Here is a 16,270-nt window from a genome sequence, read left to right as displayed (position 1 = left end):
AGGTCGCGGGCGTCGACGGTGCGGTCGTGGATCTGCTGGGCGAGCCGGGTGAGCAGGGCGTCCTCCAGGATGCGCTGCGCATCTGTCGCCCTCAGTGGGTTCCCCAACACCCTGATCCGGCTCCGTCCGGTTGGTCTGGGCGGGCCGGATCAGGGTGAACGTACCGTCAGTCCTCCAGGCGGACCGGCATCAGCATCGAGAAGGTGCCCTCATCGTCGGGCCGGCGAATCGCGATCGGCGCCGTGGGTGCGCCGAACTCCAGAATCAGTCGGGCCCGGGACCCGGCGGCCAGCGCGTCCAGCAGGAACTCACGGTTGACTGCCACGCGGTTCGGGTCGTCGTCACCGTCAGTGCAGAGGGTCACCGTGCCGCCGGCGTCCGCCCTGAGCACGCTGAGGTCATGCGCTCCGGCCTCGCCGGAACGGACGGGACCGGTCTCCAGGGCCTTCCGGAACGCCGCCACCTCGACGAGGGTGCGACGTCCGCCGGCCACGGGGAGGAGGCGGCGGTAGTCGGGGAAGTCGTGGTCGAGGCACTGACCGGCGGCCTGCCTGTCCCCGACTTCCAGGGTCACGCGGTCAGCGTCGACAGAGAGCCGCACGGGTCCCTCGCTGTCCAACAGCGCCCGCATCGCGTCGGCGAGCGGGGTGGGCACGATGACCTGCACTCGGCTCCCGTCGTGCCCGGCGATACCGGCCTGCGCGACAGCCATTCGGTACCGGTCGGTGGCCACGACGTGGAGGCTCTCGCCCTCGATGTCGAACAGGACCCCGCCGAGCATCGGCAGCTCCGGGTCGGTACTCGCCGCGAAACGGACCGTGTCCAGCGCGGCTGCCAGCTCGGGCGCAGCGATGGACAGCCGGACGGTGGCGATGCGGAGCGAGGTCATGACATTCTCCCTGTGATCGAGTAGCGCTCGGAGCGCGGAGAACTCGCTACGGGCATCGGACAGCCCCTGTTCGAGACGGCGCAGGTGCGCCTTGAGTAGTTTCCGGACCAGATCACTGTCCGCGCCGGACCAGCTGGCCAGCACCAGCCGGATGTCCGCCAGCGGCATCCCGGCCCGGCGCAAGCGGGCCAGCAGCCGGGCCTCTTCGAGCTGCTCGGGTTCGTACCAGCGATAACCGCTCACCGGATCCACCCAGGCCGGGACCAGCACACCGGCACGGTCGTAGAACCGCAGGGCGCTCACACCCAGGCCGCTGTCGCGGGCCACATCGCCAATGCTGCGCATGTCGTTCTCCACACCCAGCACTCTGGTCCCTGAACAAGGTCGAGGGTCAACCTGCACAGCTCCTTGGCGACACCATGGTGGCACGGCTTGTCGAGATCACACATACGAGACGTTGGCCATCACTCGCAGGCCTCTCGCTTACACTCCTCGCGCCGACGAGCGCAGCGGCGCACACAGCAACAACAGCAGCTCGACGACAAGCCGCCCACTTCCGCCTCGGGTGTCGCAGCTGTCTCCTCTTCGATGGCGTTGCCCAGACGCAGGACCGTGCACGGATACCGGCCGCGCTTGGCAAGGTCGTACGCCGTGGTGCGGCTCGGGGACAGCGCACGGTTCGCCGTCTCCAAGGTCCCGCACTCCTCATCGATCACGAGTGAACCGAACCCCGTCGCCGTCCTCGACAGCATGGAGGCGCGTCTGCTGAGCGGCCACTCATGCAAGCCCGGGCGAGAACGCTGACGACTCTCGAAGACCGCGGCTGGTCGGCGAGAGCCGTCCCGTGCGTGCTGGACAGAGCCCGTCACACGGAGGTCGCCATGTCCGGGTTGCCGTAGTAGGCGTCGGGGCCGTGTTTGCGGGTGTAGTGGCGGGCCAGGAGGTGTGGGGGTGGTGGGGCCTGCGGTGAGAGGGCGAGGGTGTGGGTGGCGATGTCGGCGACCGCTTCGCAGATGATGGCGTGTTCCAGGGACTTGCGGGCGGTGGTGCCCCAGGTGAAGGGGCCGTGGTGGGCGACCAGGGCGGCCGGGACCTCGGCGGCCCGGGTGTCGTCTCCGTCGAGCAGGTCGACGATGACGCGGCCGGTGTTGTACTCGTAGTCCTTCGCGCACTGGTCGGCGGTGAGGTCGGGGGTGCAGGGGATGGGGCCGTTGAAGGTGTCGGCGTGGGTGGTGCCGAGGACGGGTATGTAGCGGCGGGCCTGGGCGAAGGCGACGGCGTGGGTGGAGTGGGTGTGGGTGACGCCGCCGATGGAGGGGAAGGCGAGGTAGAGGCAGCGGTGGGTCTCGGTGTCGGTGGAGGCACGCAGGTCGCCGTCGACGACCTCGCCGTCGGAGAGGCGGACCGTCACCAGATGACCGAGGGCGAGATCCTCGTAGGGGATGCCTGAGGGCTTGATGACGAAGACGCCCGCCTCGCGGTCGACGCCGCTCACATTCCCCCAGGTGAGCGTGGCCAGGCCGACCTGGGGGATGGCCAGGTTCGCGTCGAGTACCTCTTCCCGCAGGCCGTCACGGACTCGTGCGGTCATCGGTCGTCTCCTTGGGTGCGGATCACGGGTGTCACAGGGCTCACAGGGCCTGGGCCAGCCGGTGGTAGGCGGCGTTCCAGCGGATCTCCTTGGTGAATTGCTCGGTGCTGGTGTGCTCGTCGATGGTGAGGAGCTCGACGCCGGTCATGGCGGCGTAGTCGGTGAGGGTCTCGGTGTCGACGGCGGAGCTGAGCACGGTGTGGTGCGGGGCGCCGGCGAGCAGCCAGCTCTCGGCGGACTCGGCGAGCGAGGGTCGGGGCTTCCAGACGGCGCGGGCGACCGGCAGGCGGTGCAGGGTTTCGCTGGGGGTGACGACGTCGACGGTGTTGGCGGTCAGCCGGAAGCGGTCGCCGAGGTCGCAGAGGCCGACGACGACGGCGGGGCCGGGGGCGGCGTTGAAGACCAGGCGGACGGGATCCTCGCGGCCGCCGATGGACAGGGGGTGGATCTCGCAGCGGGGGCGGTCGGCGGCCACCGAGGGGCAGACCTCCAGCATGTGGGCGCCGAGGACGCGCGGGGTGCCCGGGCCGAGGTGGTAGGTGTAGTCCTCCATGAAGGTGGTACCGCCGGGCTGTCCCTGACCCATGACCTTCATCGTGCGCAGCAGCGCGGAGGTCTTCCAGTCGCCCTCGCCGCCGAAGCCGTAACCGTCCGCCATCAGGCGCTGGACAGCCAGGCCCGGCAGCTGGCGCAGACCGCCGAGGTCCTCGAAGTTGGTGGTGAAGGCGGTGAAGCCGCCCTCGGTGAGGAAGGCGCGCATGCCGAGTTCCAGACGGGCCGCGTACAGCAGCGAGTCGTGGCGGATGCCACCGGGGCGCAGCGCGGGGACCACGTCGTACGACTCGACGTACTCGGCGGCGAGTTCGGCGGCTGCTTTGTCCTCGACGTCGTCGACGACGGCGACCAGGTCGTTGACGGCGTAGGTGTTCACGGAGAACCCGAACCGCAGCTGGGCCTCGACCTTGTCGCCCTCGGTCACGGCCACGTCGCGCATGTTGTCGCCGAACCGCGCCAGGCGCAGGGTGCGCGCCGCCTGGCGGCCGACGGCGGCCCGTGCCCAGGCCGCGACGCGCCGGACGACCCTCGGGTCGGTGGCGTGACCGGCGACGATCTTGCGGTCGACGCCGAGCCGTGCCTCGATGTGGCCGAACTCGCGGTCGCCGTGGGCGGCCTGGTTGAGGTTCATGAAGTCCATGTCGATGCTCGACCAGGGCAGCGACAGGTTGTACTGGGTGTGCAGGTGCAGGAGGGGGCGGTCCAGGGCGCTGAGTCCGGCGATCCACATCTTGGCCGGTGAGAAGGTGTGCATCCACACGATCACACCCACGCACGTGTCGGAGGCGCTCGCCTCCAGGCAGAGCCGCCGGATCGACTCGGCGTCGGTGAGGACCGGCTTCCACACGACCCGCAGCGGGATCTGCGGGCCGGAGTCGAACCGTTCGGCGATCTGCCGCGACTGATGGGCGACCTGTTGCAGGATGTCGTCGCCGTACAGGCCCTGGCTTCCGGTGAGGAACCAGATCTCCTGGCGGTCGTACGGCTTCGTGGTGGGTGTCGTCATGGCGGAGGGCCTTTCACACTTGGGTCACATCTCGGGGCGCATGTCGGGGCGCATCTCGGGGCGCATCTCCGGCGCACCTGGGGTCGCGTCAGGCAGATGCCTCGGCGCGGATGCGGCGCAGCCGGTGCATGACGTCGTTGGTGCCGCGGCCGAAGTAGTCGTGCAGGAGCCGGTATTCGGCGTACAGGCGGTCGTAGGCCGCGGCGCGTTCGGGGTCGGGCCGGTAGGCGTGGCGGTGAAGCTTGCCCATGGCACGGGCCGCGGCCCGGATGTCGGGGTACGCGCCGGCGGCGACCGCGGCGTGCATCGCGGCGCCGAGTGCCGGGCCCTGCGCGGAGCCGATGACGCCGAGCGGGCGGCCGGTGACGTCGGCGTAGATCTGCATCAGCAGCGCGTTCTTCGTCAGGCCGCCCGCGATGATGAGCTCCTCCACCGGCACCCCGGCGGTTTCGAACGTCTCGATGATGGTGCGGGTGCCGAAGGCGGTGGCTTCCAGCAGCGCCCTGTAGATGTCCTCCGGGCGGGTGGACAGCGTCAGGCCGACCAGCACTCCGCTCAGGTCGTGGTCGACCAGGACGGAGCGGTTGCCGCTGTGCCAGTCCAGGGCGATCAGGCCGTGCTCGCCGACCTTCTGCCCGGCGGTCAGGGCGGTGAGGTGTTCATGCGGGTCGCGACCGAGTACGGCGGCCTCTTCGGCGTACGACGCGGGGAAGCCGTTGCGCACGAACCAGCCGAAGATGTCGCCGACGCCGCTCTGACCGGCCTCGTAGCCCCACAGGCCCGGCAGGATGCCGCCGTCGACGACGCCGCACATGCCCGGCACCGTCTCGTGACGGTCGGAGCTCATCACGTGACAGGTCGAGGTGCCCATGATGGCCACCATCTGGCCGGGCTCGACCGCGGCCGCCGCGGGCGCCGTCACATGCGCGTCGACGTTGCCGACACAGACCGAGATGCCCTCCGGCAGGCCCGTCCAGGCCGCGGCCTCGGCCGTCAGCCTGCCCGCTTCCTCGCCCAGTTGGGCGATGGGCTGGTCGAGCTTGTCGGTCACGAAGTCCGCGAAGCCGGGGTTCAGCGCCGCCAGGTACTCGGGGGACGGGTAGGAGCCGTCCTGGAACTGGCCCTTGTAGCCGGCGGTGCAGGCGTTGCGGACGTACCTGCCGCACAGGCGCCACACGATCCAGTCCGCGGCCTCCAGCCAGCGCTCGGTCCGGTGGTAGACCTCCTGGTCCTCCTCCAGCACCTGAAGCGCCTTGGCGAACTCCCACTCCGAGGAGATCCGTCCGCCGTAGCGCGCCAGCCAGTCCTCCTTCCGTTCCTCGGCGAGCGCCGTGATCCGGTCGGCCTGCGCCTGGGCGGCATGGTGGCGCCACAGTTTGGGGTAGGCGTGCGGACGGCCGGCGAGGCCGGGCAGCTCGCACAGGGGCGTGCCGTCGGCGAGCACCGGCAGAACCGTGCAGGCGGTGAAGTCCGTTCCGACGCCGATCACCTGGTCCGGCCGTACACCGGAGCGGGCCAGGGCCTCGGGTACGGCGCTGCGCAGTACGTCGATGTAGTCCGAGGGGGCTTGCAGGGCCCAGTCGGGCGGCAGCCGGGTGCCGTCCGGCAGTTCGCGGTCGAGGACGGCGTGCGCGTACGGGTGCTCGGCTACGGCCAGTTCGGCGCCGTCACGGACGCGTACCACGACGGCCCGGCCCGACAGGGTGCCGAAGTCGACGCCGACGACGTACGTTTCGGCGGTCTTCCGTTCGTCTTGTGCTTCAGTCACGGTCGGCGTCTTTCTGTGGAGAGGGCTGTGCCGGCGGGCCCGGTGCAGGGTCCGGGCCCGCGGCGTCAGGGAGTGGTGGGGTCAGTTGACCCGGACGATCTGCCAGAGTTCGTCATCGGCGCCGTTGTCCGTCGACTGGACGATCAGCGCCCCGTTGGCGGTGGAGGCGGAGGCGACGTCCGCCACCAGGCCGCTGCCGACGTCGACGAGCTTGTAGTAGCCGCCGCCCGCGTCCGTCAGCGTCCACTTCTGCGAACTCGCGGCGGAGGACGTGTTCTGGACGACGGCCGCGCCGGACGAGGTCGAGCCGTTGCTGATGTCGAGGTTCAGACCGCTGTTGACGTTCTTCACCGTCCACGACCCGCCGCTCTGCGACTGGAAGGTCCACCACTGGCAGTCGTTGGCGGTGTTCTGCCACTGACCCGCCTGCTTGCCCGTGTCGGTGGAGGCGCCCGGGATCTCCAAGTACCGGCCGCTGTTCTTGTTCACCAGGACGTACTGGCCGGTGGACAGGTTCGGCAGGGCGGTCTGGGTGAGATTCCAGCGCTGGCAGGCGCAGCCGGTGGCGGCCCATTGGCCGGCGGCCGTGCCGACCGTGGTGGAGGCGCTGGGGATCTCCAGGTACTTGCCGCTGATCCGGTTGACCGCGGTGAAGCCGCCCGCCGGGTCGGGGGATACGGCCCACTCGTGGTCGAGGGTGCCGTTGTCGTCCCACTGCAGGACCTTGGCGCCGTTGGCGGTGGACTGGTTCTCCACGCCAAGGACCTTGCCGCTGGCCACGTTGAAGATCTTGAAGTAGCCGGACGTCTGCTGGACGAACCGCCACTTCTGGTCGCTCGCGTTGTCGGCGTTCTGCTGGGTGGCGTTGACGCCGCTGGTGGTGGAGCCGCCCGCGATGGTGAGCATCAGGTGGCTGTTGGCGTTGGACGCGGTGTAGGTGGCGCCGTCGGAGATGCCGCCGCCCAGGTCGATGGTGCCGTAGGTGACGGGGTTGAGGCCGGTGTCGGTGAGGTGGCCGCCGCTGAGGACCAGCAGGCTGTGGCCGTCCGCCAGCGGGAGAAGGCCCCGGCTGTAGCCGCCGGGCACGGTGGAGGCGATGCGCGTCCAGGTGTTCGCGGCGCCGTTCTGCGTGTTCAGGAACAGGTCGTCGCTGCTGTTGGCGCTGACCACCAGGGTGCCGTTGGCGCCGCCGGTGGGCAGCCAGGTGATGTACGGGGAGCTCTTGGGCTGGGTGCCGTCGGTCGCCTTGAGCGGGATGCCGGTGGCGGAACCGAACGCCTCCGGGTCGGAGGACATCTTGTAGTAGACGGCGAAGCCGCCCTCGGGGGCGCCCCAGAACTCGTACGTCATGACGTACTTGCCGTTGGGGAGCTTGGCGACCACGGGCATGCCCGGGCGGTCGCCGTAGGTCGACGTGGCCACGTCGTTGACGACAGAGCCCCAGGTGAGGCCGTCCGTGCTGACCTGGTGGACGATCTTCTGGCCGTTGTCCGGGTCACGCTGGTCGGAGTAGTAGACGATCAGCTTGTTGCCGGAGGCCATCAGGAACGGCTCCCACACCGGGGTCTGGCCGTTGCTGGGGTCCGCCTTGCCGCCGGTGGCGATGGAGCTGACGTACGACCAGGTGGTGCCGTGGTCGGTGCTGGCGTACAGGTCCAGTTCGGTCGACGACAGGTCGCTCGGGATGGAGTTGCCCGCGGCGAGGATCGTGCCGGCCGGGAAGTTGCCGATGGCGGTGGGCAGTTCGTACAGGAACGGCTGGTAGCGCATGCCGAAACCGTTGTGCGTGTCGCTGATGCTGGAGATCTGCGTCCAGCTGTTGCCGTTGTCGGTGCTGCGGTAGACCGGGAAGACGGGGGTGCCCGAGCTGTACTGCTCGAACGTGGCAAGCAGGGTGCCGTTGGACGAACCGCTGTACTGCAGACGTACCGCCCGCGGGTAGAGCGAGCCCGGGGACGGCGCGCCCGACGGCGGTGTGTACATCGTCTGGGAGGCACGGGCGACCGCGTGCGCCTGGCCCGAGGCGGGCAGGACGAGGACGACGGCTGCTGCGAGAAGGGCGAGGAGAAACGTCACTGCGTAGGTGCGTGGAACGGCGCGGAGTCTGGCGCCTTCCCTGGTGGTGGGCATGTGCGGCTCCCATAACCGTCAGGGGGAGGTGGTGCCTTGGGGGCCGCCGCTCCCGGGACCGGCCCGGTCGGGAGCGGCGGTGTCATGGGGAGGTGTCAGCCGACGCGGCGCAGCCGGATGACGTTCCAGGAGACGGGCTGAAGCTGTACGGCGAGACGGCCGTCGGTGACGGAACCGGTGACGATGGCGCGCGGGCGGACCCGGTCGGGGTGTTGCCGGGTGTTGGTGGCGCGGAGGTCCGGGTCGCTGAGCACCGAGTGCTCCACCGGGGCGTAGCCGGGGAAGGCCCGCAGGTCGAGGGCGAGTTCGACGTTCTCGGACTGGTGCCGGTTGACGGCGAGGACAGTCAGTTCGTCGGCCTGCTCGGCCCCGGTCAGGTGGGTGGCGACGGCGTCGACGACCGGGACCTCACCGAAGCGGGCCGTGTCGTACACCGGCGCCACCGGCTCCACCCGCAGGACGGTGCCGCGGGCGTGGCGGGCGGCCTGGGCGAAGGGGTGGAACGTGGTCTGGCGCCAGCTGGGCCCGCCGGGCTCGCTGCGGATGGGGGCGATGACGTTGACGAGCTGGGCGAGGCTGGCGGCGGTGACGCGGTCGCTGTTGCGCAGCAGGCTGATCAGCAGCCCGCCGACGACGACAGCGTCGGCGACGTTGTACTCGTCCTCGATCACGCGCGGGGCGACCGCCCAGTCGGCGGGCTTGTCCTGCGCCTCGAAGCGGGACTGGTACCAGACGTTCCACTCGTCGAAGGAGAGGTTGATCCGCTTCTTCTTGCGCTGCTTGGCGCGGATGTGGTCGGCGGTGGCGACCACGGACTCGACGAAGTGGTCCATGTCGACCCCGGAGGCCAGGAAGCTGCCGAGGTCGCCGTCGAGTTCCTCGTAGTAGGCGTGGCAGGAGATGTAGTCGACCTGGTCGTAGGCCTCCTCCAGGACGGTGGCCTCCCAGGCGCCGAAGGTCGGCATCGAGGAGCTGGAGCTGCCGCAGGCCACCAGTTCCAGGCCGGGGTCGACCATGCGCATGGCCCGGGCGGTCTCGGCCGCCAGGCGGCCGTACTCCGCGGCCGTCTTGTGGCCGGTCTGCCAGGGGCCGTCCATCTCGTTGCCCAGGCACCACATCCGGATGCCGAAGGGGTCCTGGGCGCCGTTCTTGATCCGCTGGTCGGACCAGGCGGTCCCGCCCGGATGGTTGCAGTACTCCAGCAGGTCGAGGGCCTCCTGGACGCCCCGGGTGCCGAGGTTGACGGCCATCATCGGCTCGACGCCGGCCTTGGCGGCCCAGGTGTGGAACTCGTGCAGTCCGAAGGCGTTGGTCTCGGTGCTGTGCCAGGCGAGGTCGAGGCGGGTGGGGCGCTCGGCCACCTGGCCGACGCTGTCCTCCCAGCGGAAGCCGGAGACGAAGTTGCCGCCGGGGTAGCGGACGGTGGTCACGCCCAGTTCGCGGACCAGGTCCAGCACGTCGCGGCGCAGGCCGTCCTCGTCGGCGTGCGAGTGGCCGGGTTCGTAGATGCCGGTGTAGACGCATCGGCCCATGTGCTCGACGAACGAGCCGAAGGTGCGGGGGCTGACGTCGGCGACGCGGAAGGCGGGGTCGACGGTCAGGGAGGCGTGCAGCATGAATCGCTCCGGAAGAAGGCGCGCGGGGAGGACCGCGGGGCGGCGGCCGACGCGGGAGGAGAGGAACGCGCGGGAGTAGGTGGAGGCGCGCGGGGGTAGGTGGGGGCTCGGCTGAGCCCCCTGGGTCACTTGAGGCTGCCGACGGTCAGACCGCCGCGCCAGTACCGCTGGAGGAGGAGGAAGGCGAGGATCAGCGGCAGGATCGCCACCAGCGAGCCCACGACGACCAGTGTGAACAACGCGTTGGCACCGCTCTGCACCATCGCGCCCGCGTACCAGGACTGAAGACCGACGGTGAGCGGGAACAGCTTGTCGTTGTTGAGCATCACCAGCGGCAGGAAGAAGTTGTTCCAGGTGCCGACCATGGAGAACAGCAGCACGGTCACCAGGGCGGGCTTCAGGGTCGGCAGCGCCACGGAGAACAGGGTGCGCAGTTCTCCGGCTCCGTCGACGCGGGCCGCCTCAAGGAGTTCGTCCGGCAGGGATTCCTGCACGTACACCCGCATCAGGTAGACGCCGAACGGGTTGAGCAGCGAGGGCAGGATGACCGCCCACATGGTGTCGGTCAGTTCCACCTTGCTCAGCAGCAGATACGTCGGGATGGCCAGCGCGGTCGCGGGGACCATGATCGCGCCGAGCAGGCTGGAGAACAGCAGATTCCGGCCGGGGAAGCGGTACTTGGCGAAGGCGTAACCCGCGAGGGTGGCCACCGCGGTGGCGCCGAAGCCGCTGACGCCCGCGTAGACGGCGGTGTTGCCCATCCAGCGCAGGTACTCGCCGTCGTTGTACGTGAACAGCTGCTGGAGGTTGCTGAAGAAGGAACCCGGCGAGTGGAACCACAGCGCTGCGGTGGAGAACAGCGCGTCGTTGTTCTTGGTGGAGGCGACCACCAGCCACCAGAACGGCATCAGGAAGTAGAGGATCAACGCCACCATCACCACGTTGACGGTGACGCGACCCTTGGAGACGGGTGCCTTGCGGCGCGCGGGGCGGGTGGTGGGGCTGGCGGGGGCGGCCACGGCGGTCGTCGTCACTTCAGTCCGCTCCTTCGGCGCGCGGCGAACAGGAACAGGTAGGAGCCGACGAAGACCACCGCGCCGAGGGCGAAGGAGATCGCGGCGGAGTAGTTGAACTCCGAGTACTGGAAAGCCAGGTTGTAGGCGTAGAGGTTCGGCGTGTAGTCCGGGGTGATCACCGAGGACGCGATCGGGCGCAGGACCCGCGGCTCGGTGAAGAACTGGAGGGTGCCGATGATGGTGAACATCAGTGTGAGCACCATCGCCGAGGAAACCATCGGGATCTTGATGCGCAGGGCCGTCTGCACCGGACTGGCTCCGTCGAGCTTCGCCGCCTCGTAGACCTCGCGGGGCAGGCCCTGCAGCGCGGCGTAGAGGACGATCATGTTGTAGCCGGTCCACTGCCAGGTCACGATGTTGCCCAGCGAGGTCAGCATCAGGCTGTGGGAGAGCAGGTTGACCGAGCCCAGGCCCAGCGCGTGGCTGAGCGACTGGACGGGGCCGAACGTCGGGCTGTACAGGAAGCCCCACATCAGGGCGCCGATCACCGCGGGCACGGCGTACGGCATGAACAAGGTCATCCGGAAGACCTTGGCGAGGCGGCTGCCGACCTCGTCGATGAGCAGGGCCCCGAGGAGCGCGAGCCCCAGCATGAGGGGAATCTGTACGACACCGAAGAGCACGACCCGTCCCAGGCCGGACAGGAACTGATGGTCGGTGAAGGCCTGCTTGTAGTTGGCGAACCAGCTGAAGTGGTCGCCGCCGACCAGGGTGGAGGTGTGCAGGCTCAGCCAGAAGGCGTAGCCGAGCGGGGCCACCAGGAAGGCGAGGAACAGCAGGGTGAACGGGGTGACCAGGAACAGGCCCATCACCTTGTGACGGGTGTGGGAGGACAGCCGCCCGGTACGCGGTCCGGTACTCGGTCGGGCGTTCCCGCCGGCCGTCACGGCGTCACGGCCCCTCCGGACCGGTGTGTCAGGGGGCGCGGCTGCGGCGGCCGCAGCGGATCCCTGCCTGAGCGGGCTCATCAGCATCTCCTTGCGAGTCTGGATACCCCCGCCGACGACTGGCGTGGGTCGGATCGGCGTCGGCGGGGGCGGTACAGCGGGCGGGCTACTTGTTGACCTTGAAGCCCTGCTTGGACGCGTAGGAGGTCACCTGCTGCTGGACGTTGTCGGCGACGGACGACCACGGGGTCTGGCCCTGAATCGCCTTGCCGACCTCGGTGGTCTGGGTGTTGTAGGCGTAGTCCTGGAACGGGCTCCAGTCGAAGGTCCCGATGCCGTTCGCGGCGGGCACGAAGACCTTGTTGACCTGCTGGCCGCCGAAGAAGTCGTACTTCTTGTCCTCGAAGTACGCGCCGTTGAGGACCGAGTTGACGGTCGGGAACAGGTAGGCCTGGTCGATGCCGATCTTCCAGGCGGCCTGCGAGGTGCCGAACAGCTCCCGGGCGACCTCGGTGGCCTCCTTGGGGTGCTGGGTCTGGCTGGTCACCGAGAAGGATGAACCGCCCCAGTCGCCCTGCGCGTTGCCCCCGGCCGTCCACTGCGGCAGCGGAGCCGCGCGCCACTTGCCCGCGGTCTTCTTCGCCACGCTGGAGAGGTAGCCGGGCCCCCAGCCGGCGGCGAGGTAGGTGGCGTACTTGCCGCTGCTGAGCCCGTTGTAGAAGTCGGTGGTCGCGTACGAGGCGGTGTCGACGAGCTTGTTCTTCACCAGGTCGCCCCAGTAGTCGTACACCTTCTTGGCGCCGGCGTCGTTCATCTTGACCCCGATGCCCGGCAGCTTGCTCGCCGCGTAGTCGTACGGGCGGGAGCCGGCCTGCCACTGCAGGCCCTGGAGCCAGCCCGCGGCCGTCTCGTCGCTGCCGAAGTCGGTCATGTACGCGCTCGGGTCGGCCTTGTGCAGCTTGACCGCCTCCTGCTTGTACTCCGCCCAGGTGGTCGGGATCTTCAGGCCGTACTTCTTGAAGAGGTCGGCCCGGTAGAGCATCGCCATGGGCCCGGCGTCGACCGGGATGGCGTAGACGTGGTCACCGTCGGAGACCTGCTTCCAGGCCCAGTCCACGTAGTCGCCCTTGTCGTCGTTCGCGCCGTACTTGCTCATGTCGAGCAGGCCCTTGGTGAGCTGGATGGTCGGCAGCTCCTGGAACTCCAGCATGACGACGTCCGGTGCACCCTGCCCGGCCTTGAGCGCGGTCTTCAGCTTGGTGTACTCGTCCTGGCCGACACCGGCCTGCACCCAGTCGACCTGGACGTCCTTGTGGGTCTTGTTGAACTGGGCCACGACCTGCTTGAACTGGGGGTACCACGCCCACACCTTGATGTGCACGGGGCCGCTCCCGGCGGCACCCGAACCACTGCCGCCGCTGCCACCACCGCAGGCGGCGAGGAGCGCGGCCGCGACGGCGGCGGACGTCGCCGCGGTCGCGACCCGGCGGATGGAGCGGACCACGCGGCGGCGGCCGCATATCGGATGCTGTCTGGTGGCAGACATGGGCGTTCTCCTGGGTGAGGTGCTGGGGCAGAGGGGAGCAGGGGAGGGAGAAGCGGTACGAGGACGTGCCGGCCCGGCGGTTCGGGAGGCAGCGGGACAGGCAGCGTGATCGAAATTCCGGACAATGTCCGGGTGTTGGGCCGGAGACAGGCGGTGTTCCTGTCGCCGGCCGACCAACGGGCCCTGCATACGAGGGACTTGCGCCGGACCGGGGGTTCGCCTCGGCCACGGAAGGGGGGCGCTGCTTGATCACGCAGCCGGATCGGCTCTGCTACGCTTTTGCAGCGCTGCAGAAGTGTTAACCAACGGGTTGCCGCGCTGCAATAGGTAACTTCACGGAAACGTCAAAGAAAGCTTCAAGAAAGCTTCGAGGGACGCTTCAACCGTCAGAACCGGTATCCAGGACAAAGGTGAACCATGGGAAGAGGTGTGACACTTCGGGACGTGGCGGCGCGCGCCGGCGTCTCCAGCCGCACCGTGTCGAACGTCGTCAACGGCTACGCGCCGGTCGCCGAGGCCACCCGCGCCCGGGTCCAGCAGGCCGTGGACGAGCTCGGTTACCGGCCCAACGTGCTGGCCCGCAACCTCGCCGCCGGACGCTCCGGGCAGATCGCGGTGGTCGTGCCGTATCTGGACACGCCGTACTTCTCCGAACTGCTGCAAGGCATCATCCGCGCCGCCCGGATCCAGGGGTACAACGTCCTGATCGACCAGACCGACGGCGACGCGGAGCACGAGAAGCTGTTCCTCTCCCGCGGCTCGGAGCGACTGCTCTTCGACGGGGTCATCTTCAGCCCGTTGGGCCTGGCCCAGGCGGACCTGTCCGGCCGTGACCCGAGCCTGCCTCTCGTCGTACTCGGCGAGCGGGTCAGCGACGGCGGCTTCGACCACATCGGCATCGACGACGTCACCGCGTCCCGGGAGGCCACGGAACACCTGATCGGCCTCGGCCGACGCCGTATCGCGGCGATCGGCGACCAGCCGTACCGCACCGGCGAGGCGGCCCAGCTGCGCACGCGGGGCTTCCGGCTGGCCCATGAGCGCGCCGGGCTGCCCGTTCACGAGGAGCTCGTCGTCTCCACGCCGCGCTTCAACCGCTCCGACGGCGCCGCCGCCATGGCCCACCTGCTCGATCTGGAGGAGCCGCCGGACGCGGTCTTCTGCTACAGCGACCTGGTGGCCCTGGGCGCCATGCGCACGCTGGCCTCCCGCGGACTGCGTGTTCCCGAGGACGTCGCCGTCATCGGCTACGACGACATCGAGGACGGCCGGTACGCCAACCCGTCCGTCACGACGATCTCGCCGGACAAGAAACTGATCGCCGAAACGGCGGTCGAGCGGCTGCTCAACCGGATCACCAGCCCGACGCCCGTACCGGGTCTGGAGATCCGGGCACCCCATCAGCTCATCGTGCGCGAAAGCACCGTGGGGCGGCACGCCGGGCACGACACCCATGATGTGCCACGGCACTCGTCCGAGGGCGATGGCACTGATCTCGTCGCCTATTGAGCGCGGCCGGTCGCACCACCCGGGTCCCCACCCCCACCGCGAACGTGGCGGCGGCCACGGCGGTACGGTCCTGCACGAGCCCCGGGGCAGCCATGCTGACGGCTGTCCGGACATGGCCTGAGACCAGGGTGACGCGTCGTCCACACCGGTCCGCGAGGACGCCACCGGCCACGTGCCGACGATCGAGCCGAGCCCGAGCAGCGAGACGACCAGTCCGGTGTACGAGCCGGAGCAGCCCCGGTCCGCGGTGAGGGAGAAAGCCGGCATCGGCCCTGCGAAGGCGCCGAGCCAGTTGTCAGCAGGCCGGCCCGCATCCACCAGAAGACGGCGGGAAGCCCACGCGGTCCAGTGGGCGGCACACGGTTCAACTGGTGTCCTACGTAGTCGCACGGCGGCCGTCGGATGCTGCTCGCGCGTTACCAGCCCCGGGCCCGCCACTGCGGCAGCGACGGTCGCTCCGCTCCCAGCGTGGTGTCCTTGCCATGGCCCGGGTAGACCCAGGTCTCGTCCGGAAGCCCGGCGAAGATCTTCGTCTCGACGTCGTGGAGGAGAGAGGCGAAACGCGCCGGGTCCTTCTCCGTGTTGCCGATGCCGCCGGGGAAGAGGCTGTCTCCGGTGAACAGGTGCGGATGCCCCTTCGGGTCGCGGTGGAGCAGCGCGGTGGAGCCCGGCGAGTGCCCCACCAGATGGATGGCGGTGAGGGACACGGCCCCGACCCGCACGGTGTCGCCGTCGTCCACCAGGAGGTCCGCGACCGGGATTCCGGAGGCGTCGTCGCGTCCGACGAGGGAGCGGGCGCCGGTCGCGGCGACCACGTCGGCCAGAGCCCGATGGTGGTCCCAGTGCCGGTGCGTGGTGAACACCGTGGCCAGGCCGCCGTCACCGACGAGGTCGAGCAGTGTCCGCGGCTCGGCGGCGGCGTCGATCAGGAGTTGTTCGCCGGTCTTCCGGCAGCGGAGCAGGTAGACGTTGTTGTCGATCTCACCGACCGAGATCTTCGTGATCACCAGGTCGGTCGTCTCCCGCGTGTCCCCGGGACCGCCGGCCTCGACATCACCGCTGTAACTCATCGTTGCTCGGGCCTTTCTTCGGGTCGGTCTCTGTCTGTCCAGGGGCCGGTGCCGGGCTTGCCGGCGCAGACGGGCCTGGCCACGCACGGAGGAGCCGTTCGTGGCCAGGCCCGTCTGCCGTGGGCGGGCACACGCGCGTCCGGTGTACGCCTCGCGACCCGCCGCCCTGGGGCTCAGCTGGTGAAGTAGCCCGTCAGGTCGGCGATGAGGTGGACGCTGCCGGTGTTGTTGTAGAAGTCGACCTTTCCGTTGATCACGGGGACGACGACCAGGTTGGGTATGGTCTCGCCGGCCGTGAAGTTGAGATTGGACGCGCTGGAGCGGGTGGTGCCGTCGGGGTAGACCGTGACGTAGCTGGAGGAGGTACCGCCGGTCGCGGTGACGTTGAGGACGACGGCGGTGGCGTCCACGGGGACGCCGTTCCTGCCACCGACGGTCAGGGTGACCTTGGCGGCGGCGCCGACCGTGCCCTTGCGGACGCCGGTGCCGTTGCGGGTGTCCATGACGCGGAGCGGGCCGGCGTTGTGCTCGACGGAGCCGCTGCTGCTGAAGTAGCCGGTGATGTCGGCGATGAGGTTGACGCTGCCGGTGTTGTTGTAGAAGTCGACCTTTCCGTCGACCACAGGG

General features: G+C 69.5%; 11 protein-coding genes and 1 pseudogene. 1 reads left to right on the top strand and 11 read right to left on the bottom strand.

Features of this window, described 5'->3' with window-relative positions; all coding sequences use genetic code 11:
* Positions 1 to 166: 166 nt before the first annotated feature.
* The 9 genes from AC5P09_RS45900 to AC5P09_RS45860 all read right to left on the bottom strand — a co-directional run bounded on the left by AC5P09_RS45900 (position 167) and on the right by AC5P09_RS45860 (position 13,064).
* Positions 167 to 1,234, bottom strand: a complete 1,068-nt coding sequence (locus tag AC5P09_RS45900; RefSeq protein ID WP_493879629.1) for a DNA polymerase III subunit beta family protein — start codon at positions 1,232 to 1,234, stop codon at positions 167 to 169.
* 520 nt (positions 1,235 to 1,754) lie between these two features.
* Positions 1,755 to 2,480, bottom strand: coding sequence for an L-ribulose-5-phosphate 4-epimerase AraD (araD, locus tag AC5P09_RS45895; protein WP_493879628.1), 726 nt, complete (start codon positions 2,478 to 2,480; stop codon positions 1,755 to 1,757).
* Between the two features lie 40 nt (positions 2,481 to 2,520).
* Complete coding sequence (gene araA / locus AC5P09_RS45890; RefSeq protein WP_493879627.1) at positions 2,521 to 4,041, bottom strand: L-arabinose isomerase; 1,521 nt, start codon at positions 4,039 to 4,041, stop codon at positions 2,521 to 2,523.
* 88 nt (positions 4,042 to 4,129) lie between these two features.
* Positions 4,130 to 5,809, bottom strand: coding sequence for a ribulokinase (araB, locus tag AC5P09_RS45885; RefSeq protein WP_493879626.1), 1,680 nt, complete (start codon positions 5,807 to 5,809; stop codon positions 4,130 to 4,132).
* Between the two features lie 81 nt (positions 5,810 to 5,890).
* Entirely contained in the window at positions 5,891 to 7,939 is a 2,049-nt protein-coding gene (locus AC5P09_RS45880) for an RICIN domain-containing protein (RefSeq protein ID WP_493879625.1), read from the bottom strand.
* A gap of 95 nt (positions 7,940 to 8,034) precedes the next feature.
* Positions 8,035 to 9,555, bottom strand: a complete 1,521-nt coding sequence (arfA, locus tag AC5P09_RS45875; protein ID WP_493879624.1) for an arabinosylfuranosidase ArfA — start codon at positions 9,553 to 9,555, stop codon at positions 8,035 to 8,037.
* Positions 9,556 to 9,680: 125 nt separating this feature from the next.
* Positions 9,681 to 10,589 carry a carbohydrate ABC transporter permease gene (locus AC5P09_RS45870; protein WP_493879623.1) on the bottom strand — a complete coding sequence of 303 codons (909 nt, stop codon included), beginning with the start codon at positions 10,587 to 10,589 and terminating at the stop codon, positions 9,681 to 9,683.
* Positions 10,586 to 11,599 (bottom strand): carbohydrate ABC transporter permease, encoded by a 1,014-nt coding sequence (locus AC5P09_RS45865; RefSeq protein ID WP_493879622.1) that lies wholly within the window; start codon positions 11,597 to 11,599, stop codon positions 10,586 to 10,588. The genes AC5P09_RS45870 and AC5P09_RS45865 overlap by 4 nt, the downstream gene beginning before the upstream one ends.
* Before the next feature lie 85 nt (positions 11,600 to 11,684).
* Positions 11,685 to 13,064, bottom strand: a complete 1,380-nt coding sequence (locus AC5P09_RS45860) for an ABC transporter substrate-binding protein (protein ID WP_493879621.1) — start codon at positions 13,062 to 13,064, stop codon at positions 11,685 to 11,687.
* A 417-nt stretch (positions 13,065 to 13,481) separates the two neighbouring features.
* On the opposite strand from AC5P09_RS45860, the gene AC5P09_RS45855 reads away from it, so the two are divergent.
* A complete protein-coding gene (locus tag AC5P09_RS45855; RefSeq protein ID WP_493879620.1) occupies positions 13,482 to 14,573 on the top strand; it encodes a LacI family DNA-binding transcriptional regulator in 1,092 nt (363 codons plus the stop codon).
* 416 nt (positions 14,574 to 14,989) lie between these two features.
* On the opposite strand, the gene AC5P09_RS45850 is transcribed toward AC5P09_RS45855, so the two are convergent.
* Positions 14,990 to 15,643 carry an MBL fold metallo-hydrolase gene (locus AC5P09_RS45850; protein WP_493879619.1) on the bottom strand — a complete coding sequence of 218 codons (654 nt, stop codon included), beginning with the start codon at positions 15,641 to 15,643 and terminating at the stop codon, positions 14,990 to 14,992.
* 173 nt (positions 15,644 to 15,816) lie between these two features.
* Positions 15,817 to 16,270: pseudogene (locus tag AC5P09_RS45845) on the bottom strand (PKD domain-containing protein); the annotation flags it as partial.

The sequence above is a fragment of the Streptomyces sp. a15 genome (genome assembly GCF_059026085.1).
Note: the sequence above shows the minus strand (reverse complement) of the source record. Positions and strands in the feature narration are given on the sequence as shown.